19 protein-coding genes and 1 pseudogene are annotated in these 22554 nt (G+C 68.1%); 6 read left to right on the forward strand and 14 right to left on the reverse strand.

Translation table 11 applies throughout. The features are described from left to right. The first annotated feature begins 279 nt into the window (after nucleotides 1-279). On the forward strand, nucleotides 280-687 hold the full coding sequence (locus tag AC1DDO_RS08205; RefSeq protein ID WP_390204198.1) for a VOC family protein: 408 nt from the start codon (nucleotides 280-282) through the stop codon (nucleotides 685-687). A 166-nt stretch (nucleotides 688-853) separates the two neighbouring features. Here AC1DDO_RS08205 and AC1DDO_RS08210 read toward each other — a convergent pair whose 3' ends face one another. From AC1DDO_RS08210 to AC1DDO_RS08225, 4 genes are all read right to left on the reverse strand, one after another. Beyond that, the gene (locus AC1DDO_RS08210) at nucleotides 854-1756 is read right to left on the reverse strand and encodes a DUF427 domain-containing protein (RefSeq protein ID WP_476971735.1); all 903 of its coding nucleotides are present in this window, start codon (nucleotides 1754-1756) and stop codon (nucleotides 854-856) included. 63 nt (nucleotides 1757-1819) lie between these two features. Next, nucleotides 1820-2425, reverse strand: a complete 606-nt coding sequence (locus AC1DDO_RS08215) for a TetR/AcrR family transcriptional regulator (protein ID WP_441409731.1) — start codon at nucleotides 2423-2425, stop codon at nucleotides 1820-1822. A gap of 31 nt (nucleotides 2426-2456) precedes the next feature. Continuing rightward, the gene (gene paaK / locus AC1DDO_RS08220; RefSeq protein WP_476866811.1) at nucleotides 2457-3782 is read right to left on the reverse strand and encodes a phenylacetate--CoA ligase PaaK; all 1326 of its coding nucleotides are present in this window, start codon (nucleotides 3780-3782) and stop codon (nucleotides 2457-2459) included. A gap of 16 nt (nucleotides 3783-3798) precedes the next feature. Continuing rightward, complete coding sequence (locus AC1DDO_RS08225; protein WP_476971736.1) at nucleotides 3799-4350, reverse strand: hotdog fold thioesterase; 552 nt, start codon at nucleotides 4348-4350, stop codon at nucleotides 3799-3801. 91 nt (nucleotides 4351-4441) lie between these two features. Here AC1DDO_RS08225 and pta point away from each other — a divergent pair. The 3 genes and pseudogenes from pta (at nucleotide 4442) to AC1DDO_RS08240 (ending at nucleotide 8215) form a co-directional block, all read left to right on the forward strand. Continuing rightward, nucleotides 4442-6413: pseudogene (gene pta, locus AC1DDO_RS08230) on the forward strand (phosphate acetyltransferase). 8 nt (nucleotides 6414-6421) lie between these two features. After that, nucleotides 6422-7591 carry an acetate kinase gene (locus AC1DDO_RS08235; protein ID WP_476866809.1) on the forward strand — a complete coding sequence of 390 codons (1170 nt, stop codon included), beginning with the start codon at nucleotides 6422-6424 and terminating at the stop codon, nucleotides 7589-7591. Between the two features lie 60 nt (nucleotides 7592-7651). Further along, nucleotides 7652-8215 (forward strand): GNAT family N-acetyltransferase, encoded by a 564-nt coding sequence (locus AC1DDO_RS08240; protein ID WP_476866808.1) that lies wholly within the window; start codon nucleotides 7652-7654, stop codon nucleotides 8213-8215. A 31-nt stretch (nucleotides 8216-8246) separates the two neighbouring features. Here the strand turns inward: AC1DDO_RS08240 and AC1DDO_RS08245 are convergent, their stop codons facing one another. From AC1DDO_RS08245 to AC1DDO_RS08275, 7 genes are all read right to left on the reverse strand, one after another. Next, complete coding sequence (locus AC1DDO_RS08245; RefSeq protein ID WP_476866807.1) at nucleotides 8247-8873, reverse strand: dihydrofolate reductase family protein; 627 nt, start codon at nucleotides 8871-8873, stop codon at nucleotides 8247-8249. A 274-nt stretch (nucleotides 8874-9147) separates the two neighbouring features. Then, entirely contained in the window at nucleotides 9148-11706 is a 2559-nt protein-coding gene (locus tag AC1DDO_RS08250; protein WP_476971737.1) for a hypothetical protein, read from the reverse strand. Nucleotides 11707-11713: 7 nt separating this feature from the next. Next, entirely contained in the window at nucleotides 11714-12481 is a 768-nt protein-coding gene (locus AC1DDO_RS08255; RefSeq protein WP_476866805.1) for a peptidoglycan-binding protein, read from the reverse strand. Between the two features lie 382 nt (nucleotides 12482-12863). After that, the gene (locus AC1DDO_RS08260; protein ID WP_476866804.1) at nucleotides 12864-13304 is read right to left on the reverse strand and encodes a hypothetical protein; all 441 of its coding nucleotides are present in this window, start codon (nucleotides 13302-13304) and stop codon (nucleotides 12864-12866) included. Nucleotides 13305-13617: 313 nt separating this feature from the next. Next, the gene (locus AC1DDO_RS08265; protein ID WP_476866803.1) at nucleotides 13618-15846 is read right to left on the reverse strand and encodes a S9 family peptidase; all 2229 of its coding nucleotides are present in this window, start codon (nucleotides 15844-15846) and stop codon (nucleotides 13618-13620) included. A 27-nt stretch (nucleotides 15847-15873) separates the two neighbouring features. Further along, nucleotides 15874-16995, reverse strand: coding sequence for an LCP family protein (locus AC1DDO_RS08270; protein ID WP_476866802.1), 1122 nt, complete (start codon nucleotides 16993-16995; stop codon nucleotides 15874-15876). Nucleotides 16996-17071: 76 nt separating this feature from the next. Next, nucleotides 17072-18139 carry an LCP family protein gene (locus AC1DDO_RS08275; RefSeq protein WP_476971738.1) on the reverse strand — a complete coding sequence of 356 codons (1068 nt, stop codon included), beginning with the start codon at nucleotides 18137-18139 and terminating at the stop codon, nucleotides 17072-17074. Between the two features lie 500 nt (nucleotides 18140-18639). Here AC1DDO_RS08275 and AC1DDO_RS08280 point away from each other — a divergent pair, with 500 nt between their 5' ends. Then, on the forward strand, nucleotides 18640-18894 hold the full coding sequence (locus AC1DDO_RS08280; protein ID WP_476866800.1) for a hypothetical protein: 255 nt from the start codon (nucleotides 18640-18642) through the stop codon (nucleotides 18892-18894). Nucleotides 18895-18978: 84 nt separating this feature from the next. Here AC1DDO_RS08280 and AC1DDO_RS08285 read toward each other — a convergent pair whose 3' ends face one another. Continuing rightward, nucleotides 18979-19215, reverse strand: coding sequence for a hypothetical protein (locus AC1DDO_RS08285; protein WP_476866799.1), 237 nt, complete (start codon nucleotides 19213-19215; stop codon nucleotides 18979-18981). A gap of 325 nt (nucleotides 19216-19540) precedes the next feature. Between AC1DDO_RS08285 and AC1DDO_RS08290 the strand changes: the two genes are divergently transcribed. Continuing rightward, nucleotides 19541-20824 carry a M23 family metallopeptidase gene (locus AC1DDO_RS08290; protein WP_476971739.1) on the forward strand — a complete coding sequence of 428 codons (1284 nt, stop codon included), beginning with the start codon at nucleotides 19541-19543 and terminating at the stop codon, nucleotides 20822-20824. A 13-nt stretch (nucleotides 20825-20837) separates the two neighbouring features. Here AC1DDO_RS08290 and AC1DDO_RS08295 read toward each other — a convergent pair whose 3' ends face one another. Further along, entirely contained in the window at nucleotides 20838-22187 is a 1350-nt protein-coding gene (locus AC1DDO_RS08295) for a permease prefix domain 1-containing protein (protein WP_476971740.1), read from the reverse strand. Then, the gene (locus AC1DDO_RS08300) at nucleotides 22187-22549 is read right to left on the reverse strand and encodes a PadR family transcriptional regulator (RefSeq protein WP_476866796.1); all 363 of its coding nucleotides are present in this window, start codon (nucleotides 22547-22549) and stop codon (nucleotides 22187-22189) included. Before AC1DDO_RS08300 ends, AC1DDO_RS08295 begins: the two co-directional genes overlap by 1 nt. Between the last annotated feature and the right edge of the window lie 5 nt (nucleotides 22550-22554).

Genomic DNA, 22554 nt, shown 5'->3' on the forward strand with positions numbered 1-22554 from the left:
CCACACCCCCGAGGACCTCCGGCTGGTCGCCGCGAAACTCAACCGCCGGCCCCGGCCCACCCTCAACCTCGAAACCCCAGCCAGCCGGCTGAACCAGCTGCTGCACGCAGCCTAAACCCCGGCGTTGCTCCCACCAGTTGACTTTGCCGTCGAAATGGCAGCCACAAGTGATAGCTCAACCGGAGAGGGGCCGGGGCGGGCGGCACGTGTCTGCGGGCCAATTTGCAGGCTCTTTCCACCCCGCTGCGGCGTAAAATCTTGCTCGTAGGAGGTGGCGAAATGACCCTAGTACTCAACAAAGCCACAACAGTCCTGCCAGTCGATGATGCCGAACGCGCCCGGCGTTTCTATGCCGAGACGCTCGGCCTCCCGCACCGGGGAGTGGCAGAAGACGGAAGTGAATTGTTCGGCTCGGCAGGCGGCCCCATGCTGCAGCTCATGCCAGTCAAGGATGGTAAGCATTCAGAGCACACCACCCTGAGTTTCGAAGTCAGCGAGATCGAACGCACCGTACAGGAGATGGAAGCCAAGGGAGTCATGTTCCAGGACTACGACCTCCCGGATCTCAAGACCGAGAACCACATTTGTACGACGGATTCCGAGAAGTGTGCCTGGTTCATGGACTCCGAGCACAACATTCTGTGCGTGCACGAGGACATCACCACGGCGGCCGACTACCAGCTCTGAGCCCAGCCCTGGGTGGTCTGCCACAGAAGAAGCGCCACAGAAGTAGCGCCACAGGAGAAGCGCCCCSGCGAGAGCCGGGGCGCTTCTTCTCTGCCCGAGCCTGCCGGGCGGGGCCACATTGACGCGGACACGCCGATGTTTGCCGGCGAACAGCGGGCAGCAGTCGTCAAAGTGCCCCCGGACCGCCCGGACCGCCCGGACCGCCCGGACCGCCCGGACCGCCCGGAGTGTCCCGGCGGGACCAGGGCGTCACGGGGCGGGGCTGGAGGACGCCGTCGACCCTCAGGTCCACGCGCTCGTTGAAGAAGCTGATGAGGCCGTGGATCTGGGCGGCGTCGCGGTACCGGCGGTCGTAGCTCCACGCGACGTTCCGGCCCTCCACCGACCCCGGGAAGCTCCAGTAACTCGCCTGGCCTTTATAGGGGCAGACGGTCCGCTTTGCGCTCTCCTCCATCAGATCCAGCCGCACGTCCGACGGCGGGATGTAGTACCGCACCGGCAGCAGCGTCTCGTAGAGGAACTGTGCGCCGGTCGTCCGGGCGAGCGTCACGCCGTCGAGCGCCACCTCCACATCCAGGCCCGACGCGCGGATATCGACGCGGTGGAACGGGTCCCGGGGGTGGCCGATGATTTCCTCATCGTCTTCCAGCCAGTCGAAGGCGGAGAAATCCAGCACGACGTAGCCAGCCAGGTCCGGGTCCTCGGGCCGGAAGCCTGCCCGGGGGGCCGTTGCCTTCGCAGTCACGACGTCGAGTTCCTCGCCGGCGCAGGTGTGTTTGCCGAACTTCGTTCCGGGGTCCAGGGAGGTCCGTGCCTCGCCTTGCCGGAGTGCGAAGGCATGCTCCTGCACCGCGGCAGCCGGGAGGGCCGGTGGGGCGAGTTCCGCCAGCAGGTCCTGCTCCGGCACGGCGAAGATGGGGGTGACCCGGTGCGGTTCCCAGACCAGCCATGCCTGTGTCGTGTCGACGAGGGGGGTCCCGTCCAGGCTCGCGCGGATCCTTTTGGCAGTGGGTTCGTAGCGCAGGTGGGGGAAAGCGCCAATAAGCACCTTCGATAATCTGGTGGCCATCCTCACAGCGTGGACCCGGGGCGCCGCGGCGTCAATGCGACTCCGTGGCGCCACGGGCCAGGGTCAGCCGGGGACGTGGAGGCCGTGGAACGCCATGGTGATGACGTCGTCGGCCAGCTTCTCCGGGGAGAGCGAACCGCCGGGCTTGTACCATTCGACGATCGAGTTGATGGTGCCGAAAAGCAGGCGTGTGACCGTGCGGGGGTCGATGTCCTGGCGCAGCGAGCCCTCGTCCCGGGCCTCGGAGATCAGGGCGGCGACCTTGTGGTCGAAGGTGCGCCGGCGCTCCAGGGCGTTGCGCTCGATTTCGGTGTTTCCGCGCAGCCGCAGCAGCAGCGTGACGAACGGCAGGCGTTCCACCAGGACCGAGATGGTCTGGCGCACCACGAATTCCAGCCGGGCATCGGCCGAGCCGGTCTGCGCCTCGGGCCGGTCCAGGATGGCCTCAAGACCGCCGAGGGCGTGGTCCAGGGCGAGCTTGAGCAGATCGCCCTTGGACGGCACGTGGTGGTAGATCGCGGACTTGGAGATGCCCAGGTTCTCGGCGAGGATGCCCATCGAGGTGGCGTCGTAGCCGTGGCGGTTGAAGACGTCGACGGCGATCAGCAGGACCGATTGCTGGTCATAGCCGGGACGGCCGCGCTTGGTGGTGGGTGCTGTGGTGGGCATACTCGCTAGTTTCTCATGGTCAGGTGGTCACTCAGCCCTTGGGGCGCATGTCGTAGATCCGCCGCAGCTTGCCGTTGGACCGCTCCAGCGAGCCGGGGTCGACGACGTCCACGGCGCAGGAGGAACCGACATGGATCTTGATCTGCTGCTGCAGGACCTTGGCGGCGGCCGCCGCGCCCTCGACCGTGACGGCGTCGCGGCGCTCGATCTTGACGGTCATCTGGTCCATCCGCTGGCCCTCGGGCCGGGTCAGCTCCAGCTGGAAGTGCGGGCTGAGCTCCGGGATGCGCAGGGCGATCTCCTCGATCTGGGACGGGAACAGGTTCACGCCGCGCAGGATGATCATGTCGTCGCTGCGGCCGGTGATGCGGCCCATGCGGCGGTGCGAGGGGCGTGCGGTGCCCGGCAGCAGGCGGGTGAGGTCCTTGGTGCGGTACCGGATGATCGGCAGCGCTTCCTTGGTGAGCGAGGTGAAGACCAGCTCGCCCGGTTCGCCGTCGCCCAGCACAACCGAGGGGTCGAAAGCGTCGATGATCTCGGGCCGGAAGTGGTCCTCCCAGATGTGGCTGCCGTCCTGCGTTTCCACAGCTTCGCCGGCGACGCCCGGGCCCATGACCTCGGAGAGGCCGTAGATGTCGCAGGCCTTGATGTTCATGGTCACTTCGAGCTCGTGGCGCATTTCCTCGGTCCACGGCTCGGCGCCCAGGACCGCGTACTTCAGCGACGTGGAGGCCGGGTCGATGCCCTGCTTCATCATCGCGTCGGCAATGGTCAACAGGTACGTCGGAGTGGCCAGGATGGCGTCCGGCTTGAAGTCCTGGATCAGGGTGATCTGGCGCTCGGTCTGGCCGCCGGAGATCGGGATGACGGTGCAACCCAGGGCCTCCGCGCCGGCGTGGGCGCCCATGCCGCCGGTGAACAGGCCGTAGCCGTAGGCGTTGTGGACCTTCATGCCCGGCCGGACGCCGGAGGCGCGCAGCGAGCGGGCCACCAGCTTGGCCCAGTCGGCGAGGTCCTTCTTGGTGTAGCCCACCACGGTGGCGCGGCCGGTGGTGCCGGAGCTGGCGTGGATCCGGGCGACCTCGTGCTGCGGCACGGCGAACATGCCGAAGGGGTACTCGAGCCGCAGGTCCTCCTTGGTGGTGAAGGGGAACTTGGCGAGGTCCGAGAGTTCCCGCAGGTCTGTCGGGTGGACGCCGGCCTCGTCGAACTTGCGCTTGTACAGGGGAACGCGGTCATAGGCATAGGCCACGGTGTGCTGCAGGCGGCTGAGCTGGAGCGCCTCGAGCTCGTCGCGGGAGATGGTTTCCTCGCGGTCCAGGACAGCATCAGTGGTGGCGGCAGTTTCTTGGATCATCTGTGGTTCCCTGCTTCTATTTCTTGGAGATGGTGCGGCTGCGGCCGCGGAACTCGGCGATGAGTTCCCACGTGGGGGCGTCGGTGGCGGTATCGGTGGGGAGCTGGCCCGGGAGTGTGGCCGCGGGGGCCGCGCCTGCCGGTGCCGACAGCGGTGCCGCGGGTGTGGCCGCGCCGGGGTCGGCGGCATAGATCTGGATGTCGTACAGCCCGCTGCGTCCGGTGCTGGCGCGGCGGTTCGCGACGGCGGTCAGCATCTGTCCGCGGAAGGCGGGCTTCAGGAAATTGATGTCGACGCCGGCGGCAACGGTGATGGTGTCTGTGTTCATCCCGGCTGCGCCGGGCTGCGGGTTGGCCGGGTTGCAGGCCAGGGCGAAGGCTGTGTCACCGAAGGCGAAGATCATTCCGCCGTGGGCCATGCCGAAGCCGTTGAGCATTTCCTGCCGCAGCGTCATGCGGATCGTGGCATGCCCGTCGTCCAGTGCCAGGACTTCGATGCCCATCCATTCCGAGGCGTAGTCGTCTTTCAGGATGGGGTGGGTGACCCCGGAAACCGTCAGTTCAGCCATGCCTCGTTGCCTCCAGCTTTATTTACCGAATGTTCATTAGGTAATCCCATCTGGGTGCCCGCTGTCAAGGGGTGTAAGTATGCTGGGACACATGGCCAAAGGAATCTACGTCAGCGCGACCACCCCGGGCTCCGGCAAGTCCCTCATAGCGCTGGGCCTGGCGGACACCCTGCACCGGCACGCGGACCGGATCGGATTCTTCAAGCCTGTGGTGCATGGCAACGACGCCGCGGCGGACCCCATGGTGGCCCTGATGAAGGCCCGATTCGACCTCGATGACGAGCGCTGCCGCGGCGGCCTGACGTTTGCCGAGGTCCGGGCGCTGCTGGCCGAGGGGAACAGGGCGGAGATCGATTCCCGGTGCGTGGAGATCTTCGCCGAGATGTCCCGCCACTGCGACGTGGTGATCGTGGAGGGAACGGACCTTACCGGCCAGGACGCCGCCGTCGAGTTCGACCTCAACGCCCGCCTCGCGAACAACCTGGCGGCCCCCATCGTGGCCGTGGTGGGCGCGAAGGGGCTCACGGTCGCGGAGGCCGCCGACGCCGTCGAGGTTGCCCGCAAGGAACTGGCTGCGGAACGCTGCAGCCTCCTGGCGATCATGGTGAACCGTGCCGACCCGGAGAACGTGGACGGGATCGCAGCCGCCGTGAAGCCCGGCGCGTCCGGCCGCCCCGTGTACGTCTTCCCGGAGCTGGAGGACATCGCCCGGCCCACCACCGGCGAGGTGGCCTCGGCACTCGGGATCCGCCAGGTCGCCGGCCGGCCGGACATGGAACGCGACGTCCATTCCATCAAGGTGGCGGCCATGAACGTGGCCAACTTCCTGCACGTGCTCGACGACGGCGCCCTGGTGATCGTCCCCGGCGACCGTGCGGACGTGATGGTCGCGTGCCTCGCGTCCTCCTTCTCGCCGGAGTTCCCGGTGCCGTCGGCGCTCATCCTCACCGGTGGCCTCGGCCGTGGGGCTGTGGGCTAAACGCGTGGACGAGGCCGAGCTGGTGGAGCGGCTGCACCTGCCGCGGCTGGAGCGGATGACGCCGCTGCGGTTCCTGCACGACCTCATCGAGCGGGCCCGGCTGCAGCGCCGGCACATCGTCCTGCCCGAGGGGAACGACGTGCGGATCCTTCGGGCCGCCGAAATCCTGCACCGGCGGGACGTCTGCGACCTCACCATCCTGGGCAATGAGTCCTCGGTCCGGGAGCTGGCGTCCACCCAGGGCATCGACCTCTCCGGCATGAACATCGTTGACCCCGCGACGTCGGAGCTGCGCCAGCAGTTTGCCGAGAAGTACGCGGAGCTGCGGGCGCACAAGGGAGTGGACCTGGCCCGGGCATTGGAAGTCATGCTCGATGGCAGCTACTTCGGCACCATGATGGTCCAGCTGGGCGTCGTGGACGGCATGGTCTCCGGGGCGGCGCACACGACGGCACACACGATCAGGCCGGCCCTGGAGTTCGTCAAGACCCGGGACGGCGTGAAAATCGTTTCCTCGGTGTTCCTGATGCTGATGCCGGACCGGGTGCTGGTCTACGGCGACTGTGCGGTCAATCCGGACCCGAACGCCGAGCAGCTGGCGGATATCGCGCTGGCCTCGGCCGAGACGGCCCATCAGTTCGGCGTGGAGCCGCGGGTCGCCATGCTGTCCTATTCCACCGGGGGGTCCGGCACCGGGGAAGCGGTGGACAAAGTGCGGCAGGCCACCGAAGTTGTGAAGACACTCCGGCCGGACCTCGCCGTCGAAGGCCCCATCCAGTACGACGCCGCCGTGGACGCCGCGATCGCCGCGTCCAAGATGCCGGGCTCGTCCGTGGCCGGGCAGGCGACCGTGTTCATCTTCCCGGACCTGAACACCGGCAACAACACCTACAAGGCAGTCCAGCAGTCCTCGGGTGCTGTCGCCGTCGGGCCGGTGCTGCAGGGCCTGCGCAAACCGGTCAATGACCTCTCGCGCGGCTGCACGGTGGAGGACATCGTCAACACCGTGGCCATCACCGCCATCCAGGCCCAGTCGGCGGAGGACCAGCCGGCATCCGAACAGCCCGTCGAAGCCAAGGCTTAGGAGGCCCCATGCTTGTGCTCGTCATCAACTCCGGCTCGTCCTCGCTCAAGTACCAGGTGCGCGATGTCGAGGCCGGCAGCGTGCTCACCGAAGGCCTGGTCGAAAAGATCGGCATGGGGACCGGTGGTGAGGGCGACGGCCAGCCCGAGGGCCCGCGCGACCACGCGGAGGCGCTGGAACAGGTGGACGCGGCCATCCACGCAGCGCTGGGGGACCGGGTGCTCGACGCCGTGGGCCACCGGGTGGTGCACGGCGGGGAGCGCTTCGCCGAGCCGGTGCTGGTCAACAACGAGATCACCCGGGCCATTGAACGGCTGAACCCGCTCGCGCCGCTGCACAACCCCGCCAACGTCCTGGGCATCCGCGCGATCGCGAAGAAGTGGCCCGAGCTGCCGCAGGTGGCCGTGTTCGATACCGCCTTCCACCGCACCCTGCCCGAGCACGCCTGGCGTTATGCGGTGCCGGAGGAGCTCTACACGAACCACGGGATCCGCCGCTACGGCTTCCACGGCACCTCGCACGAATACGTTTCGCACCGGGCGGCGGCACTGCTGGATGTTCCGGTGGAGGAGTTCGACGCCGTGATCGCCCACCTGGGGAACGGTGCCTCGGTCACGGCGATTCGCGGCGGCCAGTCCATCGACACCTCCATGGGATTCACGCCCCTGGAGGGTCTGGTCATGGGCACGCGTTCCGGCGACCTCGATCCGTCCATCCTGGTGTTCCTGGGCCGGACCGGCTGGTCTCCCGAGGACCTGGATTCGATGCTGAACCGGCAGTCCGGGCTCAAGGGCCTGGCCGGGAACAACGACATGCGCTCGGTGGTGGAGGCCGCCGAGGAGGGGGACGCCAAAGCGGCGATGGCCCTGGCGGTCGCGTCCTACCGGCTCGCGAAGTACATCGGCGGCTACCACGTGGCCGTGGGCGGCGCGAAGGCCCTCGTGTTCACGGCCGGGATTGGCGAGAACTCGCACCAGTTCCGCGCCCTGGTGGCGCAGCGGCTCGGTGCCCTCGGCGTCGAGCTCGACGCGGGGCTGAACCGGGAGCGGTCCAGGGAACCCCGGGTCATTTCCACGCCGACGTCGGCCCTGCCCGTCCTGGTGGTCCCCACCGACGAGGAGCGGGCCATCGCCGAGGCGACCGCCGCCGTCGTCGCCCGGGCATCGGTTGCCCCCTAACGGCCCTTCTGGCGGCCCAAAACGGCGCGCATGGAGCAATCGATGGGTAGCGTTGGGGGCATGACCGAACCCAAACCCCTTCCCCCGCTGCCCCTCCGCACCGAACGACTGGTGCTGCGGCGCTTCGAAGCCTCCGACCTCGATGCCTTCCACGCCTACCACTCGCTGCCCGAAACCGCCCGATTCCTGCCTGGGGAAGCGAAGAGCTACACCAAGTCCATGGAAACCGTGGGACGGTACGCCAACTTCGAGTTCGAGAAGGAGGGCGACTGGGTGGCCCTGGCCATCGAGGCCGCGGACTCGCCCGGGCTGCTCGGCGAGGTGGTGCTGAAGTGGCTGGAGGGCAGCGGGCAGGCCGAGATCGGCTGGAGCCTGGCCCCGGAGGCGCGCGGAAAAGGGTACGCAGCGGAGGCCGCCGCGGCGATCCTCAAGCTCGGCTTTGAGGACCTGGGCTTCCACCGCATCGACGCCAAGCTCGATGCCCTCAATACCGCCTCGGCCGCGCTCTGTGAACGGCTCGGGATGCGGCTGGAATCACGGCAGGTGGACAAGTGGCACTACAAGGGCGAATGGGCCACGGAAGTGGTGTACGCCCTCATCGCGGACGAATGGAAGGCCCGGTAACCGGCCGCACCGGCCCGGAGACTCGACAGACTTAGCCGCGGGAGGAACCCGGGTCATAGGTCCCGTACGTCGGCTGCCCCGCCGACTCGTACACAAGAATCGCGAGACCGCCCGGCGTCGCCTCGGTGCGGACCAGGCGCAGGCCCGCCGGGGCGCCGCCCGCCGGAAACAGCCGCCTGCCGTGGCCCACCACCACCGGGGCGACCACCAGCCGCAGTTCGTCGATCAGCCCGGTGCCCAGCAGCGACTGGGCCAGCCGGGCACTCCCGTGGATCTGCAGCTCCCTGCCGGGCTGCCGTTTCAACTCAGCGACCTGTGCGGGGACATCCCCTGACAGGATGGTCGTCGGTGCCCAACCGGCCTCCGCCAGGCTGTGCGAGGCCACATACTTCGGCAACCCGTTCATCTTCCCGGCGAACGGATCATCCGGGTCTGTGATTCTGGGCCAGTCCCTCGCGAAGTTGACGTAAGTCCGGCGGCCGAACAGTAACGCATCCGCCGCACCGAGCCAGTCCGCCGCCCGCTGGATGAAATCCCCGTCCAGGTAGGGGACGAACCAGCCTCCTTGTGAGAAGCCGTCGCTGGTGTCCTCCTCAGGCGATCCGGGGCCCTGCGCCACGCCGTCCAATGTGAGGAACTCCGTCAGCGTCAGTCTCATCGTGTTGCCTCTCCCTGTTGGGGGCCGGTCCCCAACAACCTGGCCCGGCCTGCGCCTGGAATCACTGCAGGTCGAAAAATGGCACACCAAAGGGCGAATGGGCCACGGAAACGGTGTACACCATTCCCGGGGGTGAACGGAAGGCCCGCTGTCCCGCGTCCCAGAGCGGGCGCCGCGGGAACGCCGATCTGAGGTAGCGCCGATGTGACGCAGATGGCCGGAATGAGGTCTTTATTCCGGCCATCTGCGCCCGATCGCCGTTCGGGTCCCCGCGCTAGGGAGCCGGGGCCGGCGGGGTGGTCGCCGCGGGAACCGGCGTGGCAGTCCCCGCGGCCGGTGCCGTGGAGCCGGCCGGTGCCGTGGGCTGCCCTGCCGGCGTCGTGGCGCCCGAGCCGGTGCCTTCACCGGACGACGCCGTACCGCCGGCCGGCGCGGTCTGCCCGGCGCCGTCGGACGGCGCGGTCGTGCCGGAAGTCCCCGTGGCACCGCTGCCTCCCTGCGACGGCGCCTGCGTGGCGCCGGGGGAGGCGGTGCTGGCGGCCCCGGACGACGCACCCGGAGTGGCTTCGGACGACGCACCCGGAGTGGCGCCGGATGTTGCCGCCGGTGTCGGGCCCGCTCCGGAGGACCCGGCCGGTGTGGCGCTGGGATCGGCCTTGATGAGCGCCATGATCTGATCCCTGTACGCGCTGAGCCGGCCCTGGATCTCCGAGAGCGGCTGGTTCCGCAGATCCTTGCCGTAGGCGGCGATCTCCTGCCACAGCGCGTTGAGCCTGGCCGTGCCGTCGCTGCTCAGGGGCCCGTCGAGGGTGAGTACCAGTTGGCTGGCCAGGGCGTAGGTCAGGCACCGGAGGCAGTTGTAGTTGGCCGAAGCGGAGAGGTTTTCCGGGACGATTACATTGGTTTGGCCCACGATCAGGACCACCTGGAAGCCCACCGCCACGGCGGCGCAGTCCGCGCAGCTGGCAAAGGCGTAGGCCTCATTCCTGGTGTCCACGGTCCCGCCGTCGTCCGCCCAGACCAGGGCGAAGGCAACGTCGTAGACCACGGAACCGTCGGTGGTGTTGACCGCGAGGGACTGGTTGCCGTCGCCGTCGGGGGCGGCTGGCCTGTCGAAGGGAAACACCCAGGAAGGGGCAGTCGGCGCCACGGCGCCGGTCGTGCCAGGCGTGTCGGCCGCCCGGGGCACCAGGACCATGCTCAGCTGCGGCTCGTCGCGGGTGGGTTTCCGGGCGCCCTCCGGCCACAGGGCAACGGTCCGTCCCGGCCGGCCCTCTGCCATCCGGGCCGTGGACGCGGCCGGGAAGACCACCGTCGTGGCGTCTGCCAGGGTGCCGCGCTCGTAGGACTGGATCGGCCGGTAAGTGTCGGCGCCGGGCCACCAGGCCCAGGCGAGACCGGCCGCCACAGCCGCGACCGCAACGATTGCGGTAGCGCGCTGCAAAGCCTTGCCGCGGGTCTTCTGCCACAGCCCGGTGGCCAGCTGGCGGACCAGGCGCAGCAGAATGTAGAAGACGCCCAGCACCGGCAGTGCCAAACAGGCGATCGCGAGCACCCGCACGGCGGCGTCGGCGAAGTCGCCGGCGCCAATGCTGTGGGAGAGCATGGCCTGCTGCTTGAGGCCGTTGTCCCAGGCGGTGCCCAGCACGCGCGGCAGGGTCAGCACCATGGTGGCCATGCTGAAGAGCAGCAGGGGTACCGTGACCAGCACCCAAACGGTGACCACGGCCCGCGCCCACGGTTTCAGGAGCCTGGCTTCGGGGGCTGTCTTTCGCCAGGGCACCAGTGCCAGCAGGGTGGGTTTGATGCGCTGGAACAGGTCCGGGACACCGGTGGCGTCGGCCAGGATGTGATAGCCGTCAAACCGGACCAGCGGCATCAACTGCCGGACCATCTGCAGGATCTGGGTAACCACCACCAGCAGCAGTGCATCGAAGCCGGTGGCCCACCAGATGCCCATGATCGCGACGGCCACGATCGCGTTGAAGTACAGCCCGCCAAGATCGGTGCGCAGGCGGCCGCCCCGCCCCAGCCGGTAGGAATCGGTGACATCGGTGTAGAAGGCCGGCCACATCAGGTACAGGCCGGTGCCCATCGCGCCGGGTGTGGCTCCGCCGCGACGGGCGGCGGCGGCGTGGCCGAACTCATGGAACCCGGCCGAGAGCACCGTGACCAGCAGGATCAGAAGCACCAGTCCGGGGTTGGCGAACGCTTCATGCGTGGCGGAGGCCAACCCCTTGACCATCAAAACCCACCAGCACGTGGCCAGGAACGCGGCGGTCACAGCCACCACAATCAAGGGGTTGAACAACCTGGCGAACGGCGCCGTGAGCTTCCGGGTACGGTCCGGATCGGTCACCGAGTAGCGGAAACGCATCCCCAGCAGCGGATTCGATTTCTTCACCGCGGGCTCGGACCCGTCCGCCAGCCGCAGAAGGCCCAGGGGGAGCAGCTGGGAGCTGATCAGCGTCCTGACGTTCCCGGCACTTACCAGCCGTCCGAAGCTGTTGCTCACATGCCCGGCGATTTCTTCGGCGCCCCGCCGGCCGTCGATCGCCTCAAGCACCAGGTACAGCAGCCGGGTGAGCTGGATGGTCTGGCCGTCGGCGCGGCGCACCAGGGACGGCGGCTCCTTGTAGCCGGATCCCTTCGCCTCGCCGATCAGCTGGACGCCGGTGGCCAGCACCGGAACGTCCTGCACCGGAACGTCGTGAATGCTGACGGCAACGTTCGACGCCGGGCCGGCAGCTTCGGCGGCTGTGCCGACTCCGCTGGCGGCGGGCGGGACCGGAGGGCCGTCCTGCCCGGACGGCCCTCCGTGCGCACTGATCATCTGGGTGTTACTGCTTCAGGCCGGACTGCTGGTCAGCCGACGCCGTGGCATCGCCATGGATGTCCTGGTTGATGATGGCATCCTGGTGGGCGACGGCGAACGCGTTGCTGTCGATTGAGCCGATGTTGGCGCCGACGGCGGCGTCGATCGGTGCAGCCACGTTGGCGTTGGCGGCCACCGCACCGTTGATGGGCGCGGCGATGCCCGCATTGGCGTCCAGGTTCACGTCGACGTTGAGCAGGTTGCCGTTCAGGGCGCCGGCTCCGGCGGCAGCACCGGCTGCATCGGTGGGCAGCGCGCCGCCCAGGTCCGGGGCCGTGCCGCCGGGCAGGATGCCGCCGTCGGTAAGGGGGCCGGAAGCCGGGGCCGTACCCGCGGCGGCGGGCGCGGCGGTGGACGCTGCGCCGGGATCCGATGCAGCTGCGGCATCCGTGCCGGTGCCCTGGTCAATGACACTGTCCTGGGTGGAATCTGCTGTGGCGTCTCCAGTGACGCCCTGGTTGATGATGGTCCCCTGATCGGCGAGCGCCTGTGATTCGGACCCAAAGGAGAGAACGTTTGCCGACGCAGCCGCGTCAATCGGGGCAGCAACGTTGGCGTTGGCCGCGATGCCGAGGTCGATCGGCGCGGCGGCGCTGATGCCCAGGTTCAGGTCTGCGTTCAGGTCCAGGACGGAGGCGACCTCCTTGTCCGGGAGGGCCGTGCCGCCCTGCGCCATCAGCTCATCATCGGTCAACGGGGTCATTCCCTGCTCAACGCCCACAATAAACTCCATCTCCGGCACCCTGTGCCCGGTAAAAGCCTTCAAACGCCCCGCCCCCAGCGGACGGGTTCCACGTCGAATGCCCATCATGCCAGTAAATAGTAAGCATGATGACCAATTTTTCGGTAGAGGGCTCCCAGATGATCCGGGATGCGCCGCCACACCGCGTCCGCCCCCCTCCCGCCTCGAAGCCGCGTCCGCACCGATTCGACAAACTTGGCCGCCAAGAGGGTCTCATAGCGGCCATCCCTGTCGAATCGGTGAGGCGAATGGGTGAACGGGCGAGCCACCCGGCCACCCGGCGACCCGGCGACCCGGCGCGCCCGCGCGCTACTTCAGCGGGCTCCCGGCAGCAGTTCGGTGGGCGTCATCGCCGCAGCTCATCGCTTCGGGATCACCGTAGGCCAGGACCCCGCTTCTCCCTGGACAACCCGATCCCTATGACGATGATGACCGTCGTCGCCAGCAAGGGCGCAATGAATGTGGCGCTGTAGACCCCAAAGCCAAAGGCGACGATGAAAGACACCATGAGTGCGCATGAGCTCCAGCCCAGCAGCAAGACGGGCGCCGCGCGGAGCCGTTCGCGCCGCTTGACCAGGAGCAAGATAGCGGAGGCGAGCGTGCCGATCGCGGCCATCAGGAATAGGAAAGGAGCGAAGCCGGCCCCAACTGAGATGCCGGTGAGGAACAGCATGAAGAGCCAGACTCCCAACACGATCGCCACAATACTCGAGGCGACCCGGTAGTCGGAGGACCTGGGCTCCGTGGGGCCGGCAGGAACCCATTGGCCTGCCGGCGTGAACTGCTGTGCGGACGGGTAGGGAACGTACTGCATCTGCTGGTGGTTCGGCTGCTGACCGTACCCTGGCGGTGCATAAGGCGGGGCAAATGGCTGCGGCGCCGGCTGCTGACCGTACCCTGGCGGTGCGTAAGGCGGTGCGTAAGGCTGCGGCGCCGGCTGCCCATACCCCGCCGGTGGCTGGACTGGGTTCTGCGGTGCCGGTGGTGCCGGCGGGACCGGCGGTATGTTCTCAGTCAATGGTGCCCCCATGGTCATCGATCCGGTCGCCACAGGCTACACCAGGCCCTCGTCGGGAAACAGGCCACCATTGTGCGCCGTGAGGACCGGACGAGGACAGGGAACCGTTTTACTTCAGCCCGGCTCCGGGCAGCAGCTCGGTGGCGCCCACGGAATCGGCGACGAACGCGTAGTCCCAGGCCCGTTCACGCCACTGCACGTAACGGCCCGAGGCGCCGCCGTGGCCGCCCTCCATCTCGATCTTCAGGACGATCGGGTCGCTGCCGGTGTTCACCTCGCGCAGCCGCTGCACCCATTTGGCCGGCTCCACATAGAGCACCCGGGTGTCGTTGAAGCTGGTGACCGCGGCGATCTTCGGATAGGCCACGGCACGGACGTTCTCGTACGGCGTGTAGGACTTCATGTACGCATAGACCTCAGGGTCCGTGATCGGGTTGCCCCACTCCTCCCACTCCAGTGCGGAGAGCGGCAGTTCGGGGTCCAGGATGGTGGTCAGCGCGTCCACGAACGGAACGGCCGCAACAATTGCCGCGTACTTTTCCGGTGCCAGGTTGGCGACGGCGCCCATCAGCAGGCCGCCGGCGGAGCCGCCCATGGCCGCGATCCGGTCCGGGGCCACCCAGCCGGATCCCGCGAGCCAGTCCGTGGCCGCGATGAAGTCGGTGAAGGTGTTCTTCTTGTGCAGTTTCTTGCCGTCGTCGTACCAGTGCCGGCCCAGCTCGCCGCCGCCGCGGATGTGGGCGATCACGAACACGATGCCGCGGTCCAGCAGGGACAGCCGGGGGATCCCGAAGCCCGGATCCATGCTCATCTCGTAGGAGCCGTACCCGTACACCAGGCCGGCCGCCGTCGAATCCTGCCGGACGGAGGCGTGCCGCAGCACTGAGAGCGGAACCTTCGTGCCGTCCGCGGCGGTGGCCCACTCCCGGGTGGCGACGTAGTCCGACGGCGAGTAGCCGCCCAGCACCGGGCTCTCCTTGCGCAGCAGGAGTTCACCGGCCGGACGTTCCGGGGTGGGCAGCACGAAGTCGTAGACCCGGGACGGGGTGAAGTAGGAGGTGTAGCCCATCCGGATTACCGGGGCCTCGTAGTCGGAGCCCGCGACGCCGGCAGTGTAGAGCTCCTCGTCGAACGCGGGTTCCACTGCGGCGCCTTGCTCCGCGGTGCCGAGGCCGGCCAGGGGCAGGACCTGGACGCGTTCGATGGTGTCCTTGCGGATGGAGACCACCGCGTGGGTGGAGGTGACTCCGGCGCCGTTGACCCGGACCTGGTCGGAATGGGCGATGACGGTGTCCCAGTGCTGCTCGGCGATCGGCTTGTCGAGTTCGGCCGGGTCCACCAGCGAGACCATGGAATTGATGGCGTCCTTGTTGTGGGTCAGCAGGACCCGTTCCCGGCCAGCGATAGAGCCAGTGCCCTCGGCGTCCGCCAGCAGGAACGGTTCGGCCTCGTACAGGATGCGCTCATCGCGGGAGATCACGGTGCGCAGGCCGGCGTCGGGGTCATCGAAGCGCAGCAGGCGGGTTTCGCTGAACTCAGAGCAGCCGATGCTGAGCACCAGATGGCGCCGGTCGGCCGAGAGCTCGAAGCCGAGCCACATGGCGACGTCGTCCTCCTGGAAGATGACCCCGTCCTCGCTGACGGGTGTGCCCAACACATGGGACTTCACCTGGTACGGGCGCCAAGAGTCGTCCACCACGGTGTAGAAGATCCGGCTGCCGTCGGGGGAGAAGGAGATGCCGTAGAAAACGTTCTCGATCACGTCCGGGAGCAGTTCGCCGGTGCGCAGGTCTTTGATGCGGAGCGTGAAGCGCTCGTCGCCGGCGTTGTCCACGGCGTAGGCGTAGAGCGTGCCGTCGATGGTCGTGGCGGCCCCGCCCACGGCGAAGAACGGCTTGCCCTCGGCCTCGAGGTTGCCATCGAGCAAGACCTCCTCGCCGGGGATGGCGACGCCGGCCTCGACGGCCGGGGGAGTCCAGTCCGCGACGCGGTCCGCGGTTTCCTGGCCGCGGACGCGGCAGTGGATGCCGTACTCCTTGCCCTCGACCGATCGGGTGTAGTACCACCAGCCGTCCTTGCGGTTCGGGACGGAGAGGTCTGTTTCCTGCGTGCGGCCCTTGATTTCCTGGAAGATGGACTCGCGCAGCGTTTCCTGGTGCGCGGTCACGGCCTCCTGGTAGGTGTTCTCCGCCTTGAGCAGGTCCACGACCTCCGCGGATTCCTTGTCCCGCAGCCATTCGTAGTTGTCCTCGAACGCGTCGCCGTGGTGGGTGCGCACCGAGGGAACTTTCCGGGCGACGGGGGGCTGCGGGGAGGGCTGCGCGGGAGTCTGGGTCATGGACCCAATCTACCCAAAAGCGGCGCCTCAATTGCCGTTCTGCAGATTGTTGGCCGCCACGTACCCGGCGAGCGTTCCCGAGCCCAGCGCGGCGGAGACCGCGGCGGTTGCGGCCGGGGCCTGCAGGACAATCGACTGGCCGTCCCGGCTGAACCCGGTGCCGGCGGTCGGCAGTGTGAAGAAGGCGCCGCGGCCGGGGGCTGTGCTGCGGAGGCTGAGGGCGAGGTTTTCCAGCGACGCCAGGGTGAAGCTCGCGTCCAGTGTCACGTGCGGCAGCACCGTGGTGACGAGTTTCCGGACGGTGGCGTGGTCCGCCAGCGCGCCTTCGGAGGACAGCTTGGCGATGACGGCTTTCAGGAAGGTCTGCTGGTTCCGGACCCGCTGGTAGTCGCCGTCGGCGAAGGCGTGGCGCTCGCGGACGAAGGCCAGGGCCTGCACCCCGTTGAGCCGGTGGACGCCCGCCGGAAAATGCACCCTGTCATCCACCGTGCCGGTGAACGGCTGCTTGATGTCGACGTCGACTCCGCCGAGCGCGTCGGTCAGAGCCGCGAACCCCTGAAAATCGAGCATCACCGTGTGGTCGATGCGCTGGCCCAGGAGCGCGCCCACCGTCTGCGCCATCAGCGGCAGGCCGCCGAGGGACAGAGCCGAGTTGATCTTCGCCTGGCCGTGGCCGGGGATGTCCACCCACAGGTCCCGCATGATCGAGATGCCATAGACGCTTTGCCGGTCCGCAGGGAGGTGGATCAGCACCAGGGCGTCCGCACGCTGGTCGGAGACGCTCCCGGCGGCCGCCGCCGCACGCTGGTTGTCCCGGCTGTCGCTGCCGACCAGCAGGATGTTAAGCGCGACGGCGGGTGGTTCCGGCGTGGGAGTGGGGCTGGGCGGCGTCGAGGGCGTGGGTGCAGTCGACGGCGCGTGGCTGGCCGCCGCCGCGGGCGCGGCAGCCGGGGCGGCGGTTCCCGCCGGTACTGGGTCCGCGGGCCGCGGCCGGGAGAGGACATAGGCCGAGGCCCCGACGGCGACAGCGACGGCGAGCAGCGCCGCCAGGAACAGGATTATGCGACGTCGACGGCCGTGCGCAGGAGCCGGGGGAGGGGGCGGGGACGCCGCGGAAGCCGCGGCTGCTGGCTCCGGAGCGTTCCCCATGAACGGACGCTACCACCACTGCCCGCCCCGGAGGATGGGTCCAAGGGCCCGCTCCGGGGCGCACACGTGGCGGGAATCAGTTCCCGTTCTCGAACTTGTTCGCCGCGACGTACTCGCCGAGGGAGTCCGAGGCCATGGCTGCGGAGATGGCCTGGATTGCGGCGGGGTCGGTCAGCACGATCGACTGGCCGTCCGTGGACGTTCCGATCCCGCCGGTCGGCAGCGTGAACATCAGCGTGTTCTGCGCCCGGATGTCCTTGAGTTCGAGCGCCAGCCCTGCCACGGCTCCCGAGTCCAGGGTCTTGTCGACCGTGACGAACGGCGAGACGGCGCCCACCATGTTGTTGATTGTGATCGGGTTGCTCAGCGTCTGGCCGGCGATCGACTTCTTGATGATGGCCCGGAGGAACTCCTGCTGGTTGCGGACCCGCTGGTAGTCGCCGTCGGCGTAGGCGTGGCGTTCGCGCACGAAGGCCAGGGCCTCGGTGCCGTTGAAGGTGTGCTGGCCCGGGGCGAAGGACTGGCCCGGCAGCGCGGTCGAGGTGAACGGCAGCTTGAGGTTCACGCTCACCCCGCCCAGCGCGTCCGTGAGGCCCTTGAAGCCCTCGAAGTCGATCATGGCCACGTGATCGATGCGCTGCTGGAAGATCGACTCGACGGTCTGCACCATCAGGGGTGTGCCGCCCAGGGCCAGCGCCGCGTTGATCTTCGCTTCGCCGTGCCCGGGGATGTCCACCCAGAGGTCACGCATGATGGACATGGTGTAGATGTTCTTGCGGTCCGCCGGGATGTGCATCAGCATCAGCGTGTCCGCCCGCTGGCTCGTGGGCGTGCCGGCCGCCGAGTCGGCCTCGGTGGCGCCGCGGCTGTCGCTGCCCATCACCAGGATGTTCATCGCCGTGCCCGTTTTCTTCGGGCGGGTGGACTCGTCCGGGAAAGCCTGGTCAATCTTGCTGGAACCGGAGTCGAAGGTGTGCGCGAGGTTGAAGAGGTAACCGCCGGCAACAACCGCAACAAGCGCCACCACCACGGCGACGGCGATCAGCACCGTGCGGCCCCGACGCTTCTGCACGGGCCGCGATGGCCGGCGCTCGCGGAATTCCGTCCCGCGGACGTCGTCTGGGCTGTCGAAGGGGTTTGTCATGAGTTCCTCTACGTCGGCCGGGCCTGGTTGCCCGGTATCTAGGTGTCAGTATTTAGGCTGGCCACACCGGGGTTTTAGGCGCGAAACGCAGCACGGACGGGATGGTCGGCGCTGGCGTGTCCTGCATCCGGTGGCACAGATCCTCGCCACGGCGTTAGGGGGGCCGCAATGTCGCTCTCCGTTGCGTCCTGGACAAATGCCAAGTGCCGGAAGGTCGTCGTAGGGCCTCCTTTACAATACACCGGGCCCGCCGATCAACACTTTTCGGCGAACACACCGGCACATAACGCGAGGTTTCCCGGATATGAAGCGCACTGTTGCCTGCATCACACTCTCTGCCTAGGCTGGGATGCGGTCGCAGCGTCGCGGCCAAACCGGCCGCAGCGTCGCGGCCAAGCGGTACATGCACGAACAGGGGAATCGTTTTGAACCACAAACTCCGGGTTCTTGTCAGGCTTGACCTCGATTGCGGTCAGGCGGAAGTAGCAGCACAGGGACATGTGACGGCGCAGAGCCTCCAGGCCCTTTACGTGGTGGTCAAGCGGGCAAACCACCTGAAAGAAGGACTCCACCTCGTCCTGGATGTCAGCCACGCTGTCGTGGAGCCGGCAGCCATGGAGCAGCTGCGGGAATGCTCGGCCTCGCACCACCTGCCGGCAGCCATTGACCCGTTTCAGTCAGAATGCCAGCTCAGTATCGTGGCGCCGCTGGAAACGGCTGCGGTTCCCCGGGTCCGTCGGCTGGCGGCGGCGTAGGATCCATGTCACGCGTCCCGCAGGTGACGCCCGCATCGGTTGTCGTCAAGCAATGTTGTGACCCTTAGTTGCCCGGGCTCGTGCCTATCTGTGAGCCGCCGGATCTTCGCGCCGTTCGAGTGTCTGCCCGTAGGGGACATCCCTGCTGACGGCGACGGTGTAGGTGGTGTATCCGTGCTGGGTCACGAGGATGCCGTGGCGGCAATCCTTCATGGCGTGTTCGCGGGCGATCTCTTCGGCGGCGTTCAGGTCGTTCTCGACGGTGTCCGGGTCGTGGGCGGTGACTTCCAGGACGACATCTGAGTGGCGCTTGATCATCATGGTCTCTTTCTCGGCGGGATGTGCCGGGACTCTCGGCGGTGCGGGCTTCCGGGGCCGGTGCAGCCGGCGAGGCGGAAGCGGTGGTTCGAGAGGGGGTGCCCGGCATTCTCTGATGGGGCGGCAGGCCGGCCGAAGTGTCTGGCGGGCTGGATCGGCGGAAGGAATATCCTGCGGATCTGTAGTCAGTCTGGAGGATAGTCGGGGCAGGCGCAAGACAAAGGCCGAAAAATAGTCAGTGCCAGTGCCAGTGCTGGTGCCGCGCCCGACGTCGATGGGCAAGATCCGGGCAGGCCCCGGCAGCACCGCTAAGGACTAAACTTTCTCCATGGATGCGTCCGGCCGGCGCCGAATCATCGCCTTCGTGGCGGCGATCGGCGTCGCACTGGCGGTCGTTCTCCTTCTGGTCTCCTCTGGATCCGACCGGCCAGCCACTCCAGAGACGCAACATGGTCCGGACTCGAAGTCGCTCGAGGTCCCGTCCGCCGCTGCCGACGAATTCTCACCGATTACGGCCACCACCCTGGGCTCCTCGAGCACGGCGGTGCTTGGAACCGACGAGCGGTGGCACGTGGTCTACGAGCTTCAACTGACGAACGTCCGGCCGCAGCCAGCCACCCTGGCGGGCATCGACGTCGTCGACGCCGCCAACGGGAGCCGGATTGTCGAGGCATATTCGGGAGCTGACCTCCAGCACCGGTTGCGGACGCTGGGCTCGAGGCCCACGACGAACCTGGCGCTCGAGCCGAACGGAGCGCGCCTGGTGCTCATTGAACTCGACTTCGACCGGCGCGCGGACGTTCCGGGCGCGCTGGTGCACCGCCTCCATGTCCTCACGGCACCGGTCGACGGCGGCAGCGCTTCTGCTCCAACTGCCTACACTGCTGCGCCCTTCCCGGTCGACGGCGGCGCCACCGAGGTCGGGCCCCCACTGGTCGGCGGGGGCTGGGTGGCCGGGAATGGCTGCTGCTCCACCGACGGCGTGCACCGTGCCACGGTGCTGCCGATCAACGGAGCCCTGCACGCCGCGCAGCGCTTTGCCATCGACCGGATCCGCCTCGACAGCCAAGGCCGGCTGGTCAACGGCGACCCGGCCGATGTGGGCAGCTACACCGCATATGGTGCGGACATCGTTGCTGTTGCGGCCGGCACCGTGGTGGACGCGCTGAATACCCTCGACGACCAGGTCCCGGGCCGGCTGCCCGATCCCGGCACGATCACACTCGGAAACGTCCTTGGAAACCACGTCACGGTACGCCACAGCGATGGCCGGTACGCCACGTACGCCCACATGCAGAAGGGCTCGGTGGCCGTCGGGGTGGGCGGGAATGTTCTGCCTGGCCAGACGCTCGGCAGGATCGGCAACACCGGTAACACCTCCGCGCCGCACCTGCACTTCCAGATCACGGAAGGCAGATCGGTGCTCGGCTCGGACGGACTGCCGTTCGTCGTCGACCGCTTCAGGCTCCAAGGCCGCATGGACGCGCAGCGGTGGGCGGCTGCCACGACGCTGGAGGGCACATGGAACGAGGGGCTGCTCCCGAACCCGAGCCCGCGCAGCGCCGAGATTCCGCTCGACGTCGACATTGTGGACTTCGGGGACCGCCGCTGACAGCGACGATCGACTAGACGAAGCCGAAAAGGGGCGGGAAGGTCACCACCACAACTGTTGCCCAGACGCCGTAGACCGGCAGGTAGCGTGTTTGCCAGCGCTCGACCGCGGCGAAGGGACGGTGCCCGCGCAGGAATCCGACGGCGAGCCAGGCCGCACGCAACAAGTGCACCAGCAACAGCAGGTTCAGCCCGAGCGCGGCGATCTTATTGGGGCTGAAGCCGAACTCGGCGATGCGGGTCAGCATTGCGGTCAGCATCACGGCGTCGACCGCAAGGGCCGCGATGACCAGGGCCAACTGCACAGCATCGAACAATCCGGGCGGGGCGAGCGGGTCGCGGGCGGAAATCGAGTAGAGCAGCAGGCAGAGGACCAGCACGAGGATCGCGTCCATGAGGATCAGCAGGTTGCGGTCGATCCCGGCGAACCCGCCCGCGGTGGCAAGCACGGCCAGAAGGACCAGCAGCATCGCAACGGTCAGCGGCGTGAACACGCGGGTGAGGACGGGCGCAATATTTTCCACCACCTGCTGCTTGGCTTCGACCAGCCAGGTGGCGACCACGAGGGCGCCGGGCACGGCGAACGGCAGGACCCAACCGTCCAGGACCGGCTGGAAATCGGTTCCAACAACCCGGAGCGTCGCGAGGGTGAGCGCGATCAGGACTGCGCCGCCGAGCGCCAGCAGTGTGTAGTAGATCGCGAGCTCGCCGGTAAACCGGACAAAATCCATGCGCCGCTTGTCGGACCGCCATCTCCCACCGACATAGGCCATACCGGTCAGTACCCACAGGATGACCGGGGCGTGCAGGGCGGCGAGCATCCCGGTGGCACCGTCCGGGGCGAACGGGTAGAGGTTGAGCACCAGCGCAAGGGCGGCAAACGGGATGATCAGGGCCGCCGCAACCGCGCCGGTGAAACGCCGCTTCCACGCGAAATACGCCGCTACGAAGGGGAAAACGAGCAGGCCCAGATTGCGCAACAGGGCCGCGCCGTCCTCGATCCAGGCAGTGCCGGCCTTGACCGCCACTCCGGACCCGACGGCGAGCGCGAGGACGACGGCCAGCTCGCGCCATCGGGAAGTGTTGGCGTCCTCGGCGCCCTCCGGCACCAGGACGAGCTGCTTCCACAGCCGCTCGGAGTGCTCGCGGGCAAACTCGCGTGAGACGGCGTCCAGGTTGCCCAGCCGCTTGATGGCCACGAGGAAGGCCTCCTCGTCATCGAGGCCGGTCGCCTGCCGGTCGGCGATCTGCTCGCGCAGGTGGTCCTCCAGCTCGTCGACGTCGGCGGGGGAGATCGCCCGGTTGCGCTGGACGTATCCGCGCCACCGGTCGATCTGGGCCTCCAGCTCAGCGTGCGGCGCCATCACGCCCATCCCTCAGCCGGGGCCGCTGGTCCCTGAGCGGTCTGCCACACTTGGCGCAGCGCGTCCGCGACGACGGTCCACTGCTCCTGGCGGTCGGCCAGGGCGTCCCGGCCCGCCGGCGTGATGGTGTAGTGCTTGCGCCGGCGCCCGGCCTCGGATGTACCCCACAGCGAGGATACGTAACCGAGCCGCTCGAGCCGGTGCAGCAGCGGGTAGAGCATCCCGTCGGTCCACTGCATGCCGCCGCCCGAGAGCTCAGCGACCCGCTTGAGGATTGCGTAGCCGTACAGGTCGCCCTCGGCCAAAATGCCCAGCACCAGAGGTGTGGCCGAAGCGGCGACCAGGTCCTTGTCAATGCGCACCGCGC

This window comes from Arthrobacter sp. 10N43, from assembly GCF_056394525.1.